General features: G+C 61.7%; 13 protein-coding genes. 8 read left to right on the plus strand and 5 right to left on the minus strand.

The window, feature by feature from the left end:
- Window positions 1-92 precede the first annotated feature (92 nt).
- A complete protein-coding gene (locus P3T21_RS37505) occupies window positions 93-743 on the minus strand; it encodes a SphA family protein (RefSeq protein ID WP_429260902.1) in 651 nt (216 codons plus the stop codon).
- A gap of 197 nt (window positions 744-940) precedes the next feature.
- Entirely contained in the window at window positions 941-1,624 is a 684-nt protein-coding gene (locus P3T21_RS37510; RefSeq protein ID WP_429260914.1) for a nitroreductase, read from the minus strand.
- 257 nt (window positions 1,625-1,881) lie between these two features.
- Between P3T21_RS37510 and P3T21_RS37515 the strand changes: the two genes are divergently transcribed.
- From P3T21_RS37515 to P3T21_RS37530, 4 genes are read left to right on the plus strand one after another with little or no spacing between them, the layout of a single operon-like run.
- On the plus strand, window positions 1,882-3,000 hold the full coding sequence (locus P3T21_RS37515) for an iron-containing alcohol dehydrogenase (RefSeq protein ID WP_429260903.1): 1,119 nt from the start codon (window positions 1,882-1,884) through the stop codon (window positions 2,998-3,000).
- On the plus strand, window positions 3,000-4,412 hold the full coding sequence (locus P3T21_RS37520) for an amidase (RefSeq protein WP_429260904.1): 1,413 nt from the start codon (window positions 3,000-3,002) through the stop codon (window positions 4,410-4,412). Before P3T21_RS37515 ends, P3T21_RS37520 begins: the two co-directional genes overlap by 1 nt.
- Complete coding sequence (locus tag P3T21_RS37525) at window positions 4,409-5,317, plus strand: tryptophan 2,3-dioxygenase (protein ID WP_429260905.1); 909 nt, start codon at window positions 4,409-4,411, stop codon at window positions 5,315-5,317. Before P3T21_RS37520 ends, P3T21_RS37525 begins: the two co-directional genes overlap by 4 nt.
- Window positions 5,318-5,333: 16 nt before the next feature.
- Window positions 5,334-5,471, plus strand: coding sequence for a hypothetical protein (locus P3T21_RS37530; protein ID WP_429260906.1), 138 nt, complete (start codon window positions 5,334-5,336; stop codon window positions 5,469-5,471).
- Window positions 5,472-5,543: 72 nt separating this feature from the next.
- On the opposite strand, the gene wrbA is transcribed toward P3T21_RS37530, so the two are convergent.
- Together wrbA and P3T21_RS37540 are read right to left on the minus strand one after the other, a co-directional pair.
- The gene (gene wrbA / locus P3T21_RS37535) at window positions 5,544-6,170 is read right to left on the minus strand and encodes an NAD(P)H:quinone oxidoreductase (RefSeq protein ID WP_429260907.1); all 627 of its coding nucleotides are present in this window, start codon (window positions 6,168-6,170) and stop codon (window positions 5,544-5,546) included.
- Window positions 6,171-6,187: 17 nt separating this feature from the next.
- Window positions 6,188-7,138, minus strand: a complete 951-nt coding sequence (locus P3T21_RS37540) for a ring-cleaving dioxygenase (RefSeq protein ID WP_429260908.1) — start codon at window positions 7,136-7,138, stop codon at window positions 6,188-6,190.
- 324 nt (window positions 7,139-7,462) lie between these two features.
- On the opposite strand from P3T21_RS37540, the gene P3T21_RS37545 reads away from it, so the two are divergent.
- A complete protein-coding gene (locus P3T21_RS37545) occupies window positions 7,463-8,374 on the plus strand; it encodes a LysR substrate-binding domain-containing protein (protein ID WP_429260909.1) in 912 nt (303 codons plus the stop codon).
- 308 nt (window positions 8,375-8,682) lie between these two features.
- Here the strand turns inward: P3T21_RS37545 and P3T21_RS37550 are convergent, their stop codons facing one another.
- Window positions 8,683-9,111, minus strand: a complete 429-nt coding sequence (locus P3T21_RS37550) for an ACT domain-containing protein (RefSeq protein WP_429260910.1) — start codon at window positions 9,109-9,111, stop codon at window positions 8,683-8,685.
- A gap of 320 nt (window positions 9,112-9,431) precedes the next feature.
- Between P3T21_RS37550 and P3T21_RS37555 the strand changes: the two genes are divergently transcribed.
- The 3 genes from P3T21_RS37555 (at window position 9,432) to P3T21_RS37565 (ending at window position 11,687) form a co-directional block, all read left to right on the plus strand.
- Complete coding sequence (locus tag P3T21_RS37555; RefSeq protein WP_429260911.1) at window positions 9,432-10,301, plus strand: SHOCT domain-containing protein; 870 nt, start codon at window positions 9,432-9,434, stop codon at window positions 10,299-10,301.
- A 278-nt stretch (window positions 10,302-10,579) separates the two neighbouring features.
- Window positions 10,580-10,996 (plus strand): cupin domain-containing protein, encoded by a 417-nt coding sequence (locus P3T21_RS37560; protein WP_429260912.1) that lies wholly within the window; start codon window positions 10,580-10,582, stop codon window positions 10,994-10,996.
- Window positions 10,997-11,201: 205 nt separating this feature from the next.
- Window positions 11,202-11,687 (plus strand): RidA family protein, encoded by a 486-nt coding sequence (locus P3T21_RS37565; protein ID WP_429260913.1) that lies wholly within the window; start codon window positions 11,202-11,204, stop codon window positions 11,685-11,687.
- The last annotated feature ends 153 nt before the right edge of the window (window positions 11,688-11,840 follow it).

The raw sequence follows: 11,840 nt of genomic DNA on the forward strand, positions 1-11,840 counted from the left end.
ACCGGGAACGCTTCCGGCCGCTTAACCTTCCCGCTCCGACAAAATGCCCCATCGGCGTCGTGCATCAAGCAAACTGAATTTTGCAGCGCCGACTATTCAAGTTCTGCAACAGCGCCAGAGTGATATCGAGTGGCTGAGTTCCGTGAACTGATCTCTACGAGCGTGGTGGTGGAAACTTCAACTGCGGGCGTGGGGAACCATGTCGTACTGAGTTGCGGCATTAGCGCATATATATTCCGGCCAGTGTTCGCCACTCGGTTCGCGGAGTAGGACCCACTAGGCACTGAAATTTCGGTGGTGAAGTAGGCGAAGAATGATTGCGATGGAGTTGAATACCCGATGAACAACGGCTCAAGGATGATGTCTCCAATTCCAGTGCGCTTTCCGCTGCCGCCTGGCGTGTCCGCCCAAAGATGAACGAGCGGGACGATTACACCACTAGACATAGTAAAGGGGCCAAGTGTAGCGCCCCATGTGTGAACGACACGCGGGGCGTCAATAAACGCGTTCAACTGGAACCCGGGCAGGAAACTTTCTCCATGCGGGCCAGCGAATTTATTGGCATCGTAGTAAAGCGTGTAATTGTAAAACTGGGTTTCCCCAGGCGGTGGCAAAATCCCATTCAATACGGTATTGACGCCAACAGGGTAACTGGTCTGGCCATTCTCGGTTGCCTCGACGTTCGAGGCCAGCAAGCATACGAACGCAATAACCGCCAGGAACCTCGCGGGCACTTTAAACATATCTCCTCCGTCTATTTGTTTTCTTCGGCTGAGGGACCCGGGCATCCGCATCAGCCGGTCGAAATCTCCGCAACTTGCAGAAACTCGCTAACGATGCCTATCGCGTCTTCGCGCTTTTCCACCTGCGGAACGTGACCACAGTCGTCAATGACAAGTGCGCTGGCCAGGTCAAGGAGCGGCCTGTCCAGTTCCGCGCGTCAGCAATCCACGAACGAGACGAACTCGTCCAGCTCCAGCTTGCGGAGCTCCATGTTGTTTTCCGGAAAACTGTCGTCTGCGTAGCCGAGTGACATTCCGGCCACGATCATCTCCCCATCGGGAATGGCGAGGCCTTCACGAAGGACCGCCGATTGCAGCGACCAGATCTGCTGCGGGCACGTGTCCAGCCCCCGCGCGCGGGCGGCCAGCATGATGTTCTGGAGAAAGCAGCCGTAGCAGATGAAGCTGGCCCATTCCAGGCGCCGGTCCATGGTGAAGATCATTCCCACTGGCGCATCGAAGAATCGGAACTGCCGTTCGACGTCACGCCGGCGTCCGACGATATCGCTCCTGGGCACGCCCTGCGCATCGCCCAGCATCCCGCGAAACATATCGAAGCGCGACGAGAATGGCGCCGGCAATTCCCTTGGAAAGAACGGGTAATCGGGCGCCAGTCCTTCGGGAGCGGCGCGATACGCTTTGACCGCGGCTCCGGCAATCTTCTCGCGAGCCTTTCCGGTCAGCACATAGCAGCGCCAGGGCTGCGTATTGCTCGAACTCGGCGCGCATTTCGCGACCGACAGGATGTCCCTGACGGTCTCGATCGGCACCGGCCGGTCAAGGAAGCCGCGCTTGCTGTGGCGTCCGCGAATCAGCGCTTCCGTAATCTGGATTGCCTCCATCTTGTGTCTCCGTTCTAGTGGTGGGGGTACTACGGTGGAAAAGATCATAGACACGTCCCCTGCCTTGTGAAGATGGCAATGCTTGCAAGCTCCGTTCGAAAACAACGAACGACTCGCGCCCATCCGCATATGTCAGGCGTCCAAATTCCTGGACGCTCTGTTCCCGAATCCCGTGCGCACGCGTGAACCCGATTCGCCTATCTTGCTACTCGGGATCGGAGCACCGATCGCATACAAAAACTTGGTGGAGATGTGTAATGAACCAGTTGAAATGCTTGCCGCAGGAAGAGATTGTCTGGGGACATGACGTGCTGAAAACCGTCGCCGCGTCCATGGGGAACTACGGCATCCGCCGCCCGATGACGTTCACGGTCGAATTCCTTGAGGCATTGAACCGCGAGCACCTGCAGCCTGCCATCGGCGACGGCGTGGGCACCTTCACCGGGCTGCCGCCGCATGTGCCCGATTTCGCCGTACGCGATGGGCTGCGTGCATGCATGGAGGCCAATGCGGGATCGATCATCGCCCTCGGTGGCGGCTCCGTGCTCGACGCCGCAAAGGCAGTCTCCTACCAGCATTTCCAGCAAACAGGCCGCCACCTGCCCATTGCCGCAATTCCAACGACCCTGTCGGGTTCGGAGTTCTCCCACTACTTCGGCGTGACGGAAACGGACGGTCCGCAGAAGTTCAAGCGCAGTTATGCCGTGCGCGAAACGACCCCCAGGCTGGTCGTGCTCGATCCCCGGATGATCGTCGACACACCACGTACGCTGTTGTTAAGTTCGGCCATCAAGGGGATCGACCATGCGGTGGAAGGCATGCGCCGGGTCGACGTGAATCACCCTCACGCCATCCTGGCCGCCAGGGGCGTGGAGCGCTTCCTTGCCGTGCTGGAGAAGTGGCCGCGCAAGCTTGAAACCCGCGAGGCCATCGCGGGCGGCCACGTGTCGACCGACGACCTGCTGCAGCTTCAACTCGCCGCGTGGCAGTGTTACTTCTATCCTGCTTCAGTCACCTACGGCCTGAGCCATCGCATCGGGCACATCCTCGGCGGGACGTTCGGGCTGGCGCACAGCGTGACATCGTGCATTACGCTGGCGCCCGTCATCCGCTCCTGCGCCGACATCTATGGCCGGAAGCTTGAGATCTTCTCCACGGACCGTGGCAGCCGCACGCCCGCCGCATTCCTCGCTGACCGCATTGAGGCCGCAGTGGACGCGCTGGAATTGCCGAGCCGGCTCGGTGACGTCGATTTCGATCGGGCGAAGCTTCCCGAGATAGCGGCCCTGCTGAGGCAGAACTATCCCGCCGAGGTCGGCGACCTTGGCGAGGATGCCGGCACGAAGCTGGCTGCGTTGCTGGAGAGCCTGTGGTAATGACCGGCCGGCCATCCGACACCTTCCCGCATCCCGTGAGCTTGCGCCACGCGCTCGATGGCCTGGCCAGTCGGCAGATCACTGCGACAGGCCTGACCGAGGAGGCGCTCCGCTGCGCGGAAGCCAGCAAGCAGTCGCTCAACGCGTTCGCCGCCATTGATTGGGACCGCGCGCTGAAGGCCGCGGCGGAAAGCGACCGCCGCTACGGCGAAGGCAGGCAGCGTCCGCTGGAGGGGCTGCCCATCGCCGTCAAGGACCTGATCGACACCAAGGGCATCGAAACACAATACGGATCGGCCGCCTACCTCGGCAATGTTCCCCTTGCCGATGCCGACATCGTGAAGACATTGGCGGGATGCGGCGCCATCGTCATCGGCAAGACCACCACCCACGAATTCGCGTGGGGCGTGACGACCGCCAGCCCCAGCTTCGGCGATACCCTGAATCCCCTCGACCGTTCCCGCATCCCCGGCGGCTCCAGCGGAGGCGCCGCAGTGGCGATCGCGCATGGCGCGGTCATGGCAGGCGTGGGCACCGATACGGGCGGCTCGGTCCGGATTCCGGCCGCGCTCTGCGGTGTCGTCGGCTTCAAGCCGACACTCGGCACGCTCTCCACGCGTGGCGTGTTTCCGCTGTCACCCACCTGCGACCACGTTGGCCTGCTCGGTGGACAGGTCGATGACGTGCTGGTGCTCGCCGATGCCGTTGGCATCGAAGTCCCCCAAAGCGATGCAGGGCTTTCCGGCCGCGTCGGCATCATCCGACACATCGCGCCGGTTCCTCTGAGTACGGAGGTTGCCTGCGCGTTCGATGACGCAGTGGAGCGACTGGCACAGCGATTTGCCTGCGTGGACCTGGGCAGGACCGGCCTGTTCGATGCCGTGTTCGATGCCTTTGCGGCCATCGTCCTCATCGAGGGTGGGATCGAGCATTTCCGCCGCCACGACTGGGATCGCATCGCCAGGTATTACAACCCGGAAACGGTCGACAGGCTCAGACGCGCGCAATCCATGGACCTGCGCACCTATGCGACGGCCCAGCAGACCAGGCGGCATTTCTCGGCGGGGCTGCATGAAGCGATGTCGACACTCGACTACCTCGTGCTGCCGACCTGCCCCTGTACCGCCCCGCCACTCGATGCCTGCACCGTCGACATTGGAAACTGGACCGGCACCGTCCGCGAGGCCCTGATGACCTACACCGCACCGTTCAACGTCGCGGGATTCCCCGCCATCTCGATTCCCCTGTCGTCCCGGCACGGCGGCCTTCCGGCGGCATTGCAGATCGTCGCCCGGCCCAGCGACGACGGCGCGCTGCTGAAGGTCGCGCTGCAAATGGAGTCGATGCTGCGGAGCGTCGCCGTTCCACAAGACTTACCTGCCACCACCACCACCACGAGGAGACCAACGTGAACGTTACCGTCAAGCCCGCATCCCCAGCGCCCGCCGGAACGCCAGCCGGGCATACGCCATATAGCGCCTGGCTGCAGACAGACGTGCTTCACGCTCTGCAGCACCCGGTCAGCGACCATCCCGGCGAGCACGCCTGGATCGTATCGGCGCAGGTATCCGAGCTTTACTGGATGCTGATCATCAAGGAAATGCAGGCCGCGCAGGCGCAATTGCGTGCCGATGACCTGACCGGGGCCTGCCGGACGCTGCGGCGCGTCGTCGCCCACCACGAGCCGCTCAATGCCACCTGGCGCTCCATCGCATGGATGACGCCTGTCGACCTGCTGGCCATCCTGTCGCGCGTTGGCGTGAAGTACGGCAAGGATACCGCCCTCCAGGGCTGGACGTACCGCCAGATGGTCTACCTGCTCGGCATCAAGCAGGGGGAACACCTGCAGCACTTCCAGCCGCAACCCCAGCGCTGGGAACAACTCAGCAAGGCACTGGCGGAGCCGAGCCTGTATGACGACGTGCTCGCCCACCTTGACCGCAAAGGCTTCCGCGTGCCGGCGGCGGTACTCGACCGCGATTTCAGTGTGCCCTACACGCCGGACAAGGCGGTCGAGAACGTCTGGCGCGATGTTTACGCCGACCCGGACAAGCACCGGGAACTCCAGCAGCTTGGCGAGACGCTTGCCGATATCGCGGAGGGATTCGCCGAGTGGAAGCACCTGCACCTGATGGCGACGCGCCGGACGTTCGGCGCCCGGCCGGCCTACTTCGGCACCGAGGGCATTGCCTGGCTTCTGCCGACCATGAACGAGATCCCATTCCCGGAACTCTGGTCTGCGCGCGGCATCATCGGCGATCCACCTGCGGTGTGTCCGCACGCCCGCGGGCAGGAAAACGCTTCAGCTGCGGAATAACGCGCTCAGGACGGTCATGGAAACAGTCTACGATCAAAAGATCGCAGTGCTCGTGTCCATGGTCGTCTTCAATGCCGGGGACGCAGAACTTGTTGCCGCCTATCGCGCCAGCATTGATGCTATGGGAAGCTGCATGGTGACGGCGCCGGCCTGAGTGGTTGCCATCGTGACACCGGCCTGTGCCGGTGCAGGAATCGGGCGGAGACTGCGTGCCTCCGCCCTTTTATCAGGCTGCTACCGGCTGCGGCTGGGCGTGCAAGGCACGGGCGACGGTCGTCACCCTAAGGCCCTGGAACCGGGCAACCGCCAGGTGATCGTCGTCCGGCTTCACGGCGTCACGCTGCGAGACGTGAGTCGCGCCGTACGGGGTGCCGGCCTTGAACATCGCCGCGTCGGCATAGCCCAGCGGCACGATGATCAGGCCCAGATGCGCCATGGGCGCGTAGGTCGCCAGCAGCGTGGCTTCATTACCGCCGTGGCGCGAGGACGTCGAGCCGAAGACCGAGCCCACCTTGCCGTTCAGCTTGCCCGCGAACCAGAGGCCGCCGAGCCCGTCGATATACGCCTTGAGTTCGGCCGAGATCGACCCGAACCGCGTCGGCGTGCCGAACACAATCGCGTCAGCCCACTCGGCATCGGTTTCGGTCGGCGCCTCGTATTTCGCGTTCATCTCCGTGGCGTTCTCGAGCCAGCCCGGCGCCTGCCGCATGACGTCGGGGCCGACGACCTCCCGCACACGCCGCATGCGGATTTCTGCGCCAGCCTCGAGGGCCCCCTCGGCGACAGCCTTGGCCAGCATCTCGGTGGAGCTGTTACGTGAGTAGAAGACAACCAGTACTTTCGGTTTATGCATGGTGATCCCCGGCAACGTCATACAGAGATGGGCTCGAGCCGGCCCAGCAGCTCGTCTTTGCGATCAGCCAGCCACGGCGGGAGCTGGAACTCCTCGCCAAAATGACCGGGCTTTTCATCGATCGCGAAGCCGATGTCGGTGGTCGTCGCCTCGAACATCACGCCGCCGGGCATCTTGAAGTACATCGAGCGGAAGTAGTTGCGGTGCACCGATTCGGACGTATCGATGTAGCCCAGGGCAAACATTCTCTCCTTCAGGATCTCCTGCTGTTCCACGTTGTCCACCGCGAAGGCCACATGGTGGACCGTGCCTTCGCCGTAGATCGACGAACCCTGGTGTCGGTCCGGCTCATGCAGGAACTCAACAATCGTGCCCGGGCCGCCGGTGTACGTCTCGAAGCGGTAGTAGGGTCCCGCCTCGCCTACGTTCCGGAAACCGATCGCTTCGCTCATGAAGCGGATCGATTCGGCGACTTCCCGCAGCGACAGCGTGATGCTGTGCACGCCGCGGATGGCATGGGCTTCGGGGATATCGCTGGCCACGCAAGCTGGACGCGCATCCAGATCTGTTTCGACGAGATCGAACTCGACGCCGCACGGATGTTGGAACCGCTGGCGGCGCTCTCCGAAGCGCTCGACGATCTCGCTGTCGTACGGCACGTCCATGGCATCGAAGCGGCTGCGCCAGAACTCGAGCGAGCCCTTGGGGACCGAGTAGTTGATGACCCGCACCTGGCCCGATCCCTGACGCGCCATGACGCCCCGCTGGCGGAACGGGAACGACGTCACCAGGGTTCCAGGATCGCCATTCGCGTTGCCGTAGTAAAGGTGGTAGATGGGATCCTCGCCGTCGAGAAGCACGGTCTTCTTCACGAGGCTCTGCCCGAGCAGCTTGACGTAGAAGTCCACATCCTCCTGTGCGTGCCTCACGCCGAGGGTCAAATGATGAAATCCCTTGAGCACTAACATTGTCCTCTCCAGTTTGATATTGGCATGTAGAAACAGCGCAATGCCGCTCCTGTGCAACAGCTTATGACGGCAGATTCCAATTGGGCAGTCGTCCCGGGTTGTACGCAGGGTTCGACAAACCTGGACAATGCCGCTCTGTGAGGCGCGGTGCGCGAGGTGGCGCCGGATGGGCGATTCCTGAGGCTGGCGGGACGCAGACGCGGCAGGACACCAAGGTCTACCCGGGTGGCGATGGGCGAAAGCGCTGGAGTATGATCGGGCGTCGTCCAACCATCCCCGCAACGAACGCCGCCGGCGCCGGAATGACCGAAGAGTCCCCATGCCATGCTTGATCTGAAGGATGTCTATTACTTCGTGCAGGTGGTCGACCGCTGCGGATTCACCGCGGCTGGGGAGGCGCTCAGGATTCCGAAGTCAACGGTGAGTCACCGGGTGAAGGAACTGGAAGCCTCGCTGGGCGTGCGGCTCATCAGCCGGACGTCGCGCCAGTTTGCGATGACGGAGGTAGGCCAGGAGTTCTACCAGTACGCCATGGCGCTGCTGCGCAGTTCCGAGCTTGCCGAGGAAGCCATGCGCCAGCGGCTGGTGGAGCCGAGTGGCGTGATTCGCGTGACGACGACTGCGGACATTGCCCAGTTCGCGCTACGCCACACCCTGCCGACCTTCCTCACCGACCACCCCAAGGTGAGAATCGACGAAACCGCCACGGAAAGGATTGTGGACATCGTCGGCGAGCGATTCGACCTGGCGATCCGGAGCCATGTTGGTCAGCTGCAGGACTCCAACCTGGTCCAGCATCCGCTGGCCAGGACACCGTGGTATCTCTTCGCGGGGGCCGACTATCTCGAACGAACATCCGTGCCGACGCAACCCGAGGACCTGGCATCTCACGCCATCATCGCCATGGTGGGCAAGTGCGCGCCGCATTGGCCGTTGCAGGGCCCGGACAAGCGCGTGGTCACCGTGCCCTTTGAACCGAGATTCCAGAGCAACAGCCTGATGTCGCTGAAAGAGGCCGCGTGCGCGAACGTCGGCGTCGCCGCGCTGCCGGAATACGTCTGCCAAGCCGAACTGCAGGCCGGCACGCTGCGGCAGATATTGCCCGAATGGATCGCTGCGGACGCCCGTATCACCGCCCTGATTCCATATCGCACGGGTCTGCTGCCGGCGGTTCGCACGCTGGTGGACTATCTTGCTGTGGTGCTACCCAAGGTGACGGCGTTCGACCGGAACTGAGCCTGGGGCGTGGGACTTCGGTCAAGTACCGATCGTCTTGCAACCCTGGAAGCACTCCCTTGCGGGTTTCTGCGGCGAATCTCCGGCCGTCTCTGATCCGCCCCATTTCTGCCGTTGGGTGAACGGCTCATCAATGACTGTGGTTGGCCTTCGTGAGGCGCTTTCATGACTATCTCCTTTCAGGTGAAGGGAGATCACGTCTGTGCCAGCGGACAGGTGGCGCTGTCCGACCCACTCCGGACGATCAATCCTCTCCGAAGCCGGTTTGCGTCTGACGTGGGCCCTCTTAACGTTAGATCCGAAAAAAACTAAACAATATTCGCCGGTGGTTGCCCGGTGACTCCATCCGTCTGCAACAGATGAAGTACATGCATCGCCGCGTCTGCTAATTCCAGGGGGACAAAAATATGATCGTGGTAGGCGCCCGCCACCACGTTGCAGCTGATGCCGGCATTACCCAATGCGGTAGCGAATGCTGCGGTCAGGCCCACCGCCTCCAATGCTGAATTCACGGTCAAGGTAATCCACGCGCACTTGAACAAGGTATTCAAACCGCTGACCCGCGCATCCGCCTCACTCGTAACCACAGACAAGCCCTCGCGTTCGCGGATTGACGCAACGATGACGGCAGGGTCAATTGCGTTACCGTCCTCGACCGAGGCAAACACAAACACGCCCGGGTTAAGCACTGGCTCCAATGTTTTTAACAAGACGGAGAGATCCGAGACTGGGCTCATGTTACCTCCTGTGCGGCGTCGTTCCACGCCATTTAAAGCGCTCCCGGTTCGTGGGCCATCAGCGGATTGTCGACCAATTTGAGCGTAGCGTCGAACGACGGAAATTGGCGACCGGCTGCGGGAGCTTGACGTGAAACCGCGCAACCTGTCCCCCGATCGTCTCGCGCTGGTGCACTGAACTGTTCCCCAGCCACGTTGCCTAATTCTCGCGATCCTCGCTGAATTGCCCCGTCCGGCACTGCGCAGGGGGCGCTGCAGTTTATATAGCCGATGTCGGAAGATAGATAGCCGATGTCGGAAGAAACTATGAGTGGATCACCATGCGAAAACTCACCCCCGCCGGCCAGCAATTGATCGAAGAAGTAGCCCAGCGACATGGGTTCAGCACGGACGCCGTGATGAGCATGCTCGAGTCTGTGATTCGCGGTAACGGCAGCATGGCCCAGTTCAATCACCCCGAATTTGGTGGCTCCGGCCAGTGGATGCGGGGGGGAATGACCATGGTCTCCGACATGTTCAACAACTACCTGAAAGGCCGGGTCGATGGACTCTGTTTCGAGCTTTCCCGCCTGATGGCAAATCAGCCCGACCTTATTCGCAACGGCAGCTTCCAGTCGCAGAGCCAGGGTACTCAGCAGCAGGGCAACGACGGCGGCGGCCAGCAACAACAGCAGAGCGCTGGTTACGGTGGCAACAACCAGCAGCAGACTGCAGCCGGACCGGTCGGACCGGTGAGTCTGTTCGTTCCGCCCGCCCCCGGCACCTCTGGCGACTGGTGGCCCGGTGATCTGGGGCGGCCCAACAGCACCGGCGCGCAGAACGATGTCCGCTATGCCTACTTCGCACACCCCCGGCGCCTGGCGATCGAAGTGAACGGCAAGGTGACGATTTACGATACGCTCGATCACGAGATCAGCGGCTTCTCACAGCAGCAGTCCCGCGGCGCGTCCCTCACATTCGCGAGCCAGCACGGCCTGGTTGCTGTCGCCAGCCTGCCGGTTGTCTCGGTCGGTGGGGTTCCGCAGCCGGCGTCGCCGCCGGTGCAGGAGGAGCCCGTCAGCACTCAGTCGGTGGCCCGCGAGGCAGACGTGTTTGCCACCATAGAGAAGCTCGCCCAACTGCACGCGAAGGGGATTCTCAGCGATGAGGAGTTTGCCGCCAAGAAGGCGGAGTTGCTAAGCCGCTTGTGAGCGTCCCGTCATCGCGCAGCGCAACCGGGGCACGATTTCTACCTGGCTGAAACGCCCACATAGGGACGGGCACATCGCCCGGTTGATTGCTCAGTAAGAAGCGACTCGACTGGTTCCTGCAGGTCCGGAATCGACCCGTTGCTGCCCTTCGCGTCCCATCGAAGCGGACACTCGCGGACCTCGCCAAACTTCCGTAACTGCTCGGTGAAACCCCTGCTGTTTGACGTGCCAAGGGGACGGGCGTATGCTTTTTTTCTATGTTTCCTGGAGGCGTTTAAATGGAAGCCACGACGAACAATAAGTGCGGACGCGTCGTATCCGGGTCTGCCAGTTATGTGAGCAAACAGGGATCAGAATACGCCCCAGGCATCAGTCAGGAGACAGTCGGATCCCAAGTACTGTTTCTCGGAATGGTGACGATCCCCCCCGAAGGCCGAACCAGGGCACACATTCACGAACACCACGAGTCGGCGTTCTATATGTTGAGCGGCGACGAAGTCGAGCTGTGGACAGGCGTCGCGCTGGAACACCGCGAGGTCGCGCATCGCGGGGACTATCTCTACATCCCCTCAGGCATTCCGCACGTGGCAGTGAATCGCGGCAAGACGCCAGCGGTCTTTATCGGTGTGCGCAACGAACCGACAGCCCAGGAAAGCGTGGTGATGTATCCCGAGCTGGATGCCCGGGTGCCTTGATGCGGTTGATGGGCAAGGCGTGAACCGACTGGGAATGAAGCCAGCCTTTATCCAGCAACTGGCTTTGTCACGGTCGATTGCGTGCGCGCACGCCGCACGCGAATAGTGGAAACGCCGATGACCAGATATATCGGTTGATATATGTCCGGCGAACGGTCTGCACCGCGTGGCATGAAGGCATCGAATACCCGAGGAGGAGGTCGCCGTGGCAAGGATTGAATCAAAGCTCGCGGAAATGGGACTGGTATTACCTCAACCGCTTCAGATGCCGCCAGACATTCGAATGCCGTTCGCCTGGGTCCGCGTCCGAGGGAATCGCGCATTCATTTCTGGGCATATTCCGCAGAATCCGGATGGCACCGTTGCACAGCCACTCGGGAAGGTAGGCGCGGAGGTCTCTCCAGAACAGGGCTATCACGCCGCCCGGCTCGTGGCGCTCGCTCATTTGGGAAGTCTGAAGCGAGCGCTCGGTGATCTGGATCGAATCACCGCCTGGCTTCGAGTCTTCGCGATGGTCAATGTCGCGTCCGGGTTTAACGAGACACCGCGCGTGACTAACGGTTACTCCGATCTCATTCTTGAGCTTTATGGCCATGACGTTGGCATGCATGCCCGATCTTCGATTGGGATGATGATCCCGCTCAACGCCCCTGTGAACTGTGAGGCCGAGGTAGAGATCGATGGAGGCTGAATTGCCGCTCACCAAGGCGCTTGGCCGTGGCTGTCTGGCATCAGCAGATGCCCACATGCTAGTGTCTTGAGTTAAAAATTCATTGAATGATGCCGATCACGTACTAAAGTGTTCTGTGTAGCACTTGATACGCGGAGGCAACGATGAGTGGAC

This window comes from Paraburkholderia sp. GAS334, from assembly GCF_050436625.1.
GTDB lineage: Bacteria > Pseudomonadota > Gammaproteobacteria > Burkholderiales > Burkholderiaceae > Paraburkholderia.

Coding starts and splice junctions, on each gene's coding strand:
- P3T21_RS37505 (WP_429260902.1), bottom strand. CDS start 743: ATGTTTAAAGTGCCCGCGAGGTTCCTGGCGGTTATTGCGTTCGTATGC.
- P3T21_RS37510 (WP_429260914.1), bottom strand. CDS start 1,624: ATGGAGGCAATCCAGATTACGGAAGCGCTGATTCGCGGACGCCACAGC.
- P3T21_RS37515 (WP_429260903.1), top strand. CDS start 1,882: ATGAACCAGTTGAAATGCTTGCCGCAGGAAGAGATTGTCTGGGGACAT.
- P3T21_RS37520 (WP_429260904.1), top strand. CDS start 3,000: ATGACCGGCCGGCCATCCGACACCTTCCCGCATCCCGTGAGCTTGCGC.
- P3T21_RS37530 (WP_429260906.1), top strand. CDS start 5,334: ATGGAAACAGTCTACGATCAAAAGATCGCAGTGCTCGTGTCCATGGTC.
- wrbA (WP_429260907.1), bottom strand. CDS start 6,170: ATGCATAAACCGAAAGTACTGGTTGTCTTCTACTCACGTAACAGCTCC.
- P3T21_RS37540 (WP_429260908.1), bottom strand. CDS start 7,138: ATGTTAGTGCTCAAGGGATTTCATCATTTGACCCTCGGCGTGAGGCAC.
- P3T21_RS37545 (WP_429260909.1), top strand. CDS start 7,463: ATGCTTGATCTGAAGGATGTCTATTACTTCGTGCAGGTGGTCGACCGC.
- P3T21_RS37550 (WP_429260910.1), bottom strand. CDS start 9,111: ATGAGCCCAGTCTCGGATCTCTCCGTCTTGTTAAAAACATTGGAGCCA.
- P3T21_RS37555 (WP_429260911.1), top strand. CDS start 9,432: ATGCGAAAACTCACCCCCGCCGGCCAGCAATTGATCGAAGAAGTAGCC.
- P3T21_RS37560 (WP_429260912.1), top strand. CDS start 10,580: ATGGAAGCCACGACGAACAATAAGTGCGGACGCGTCGTATCCGGGTCT.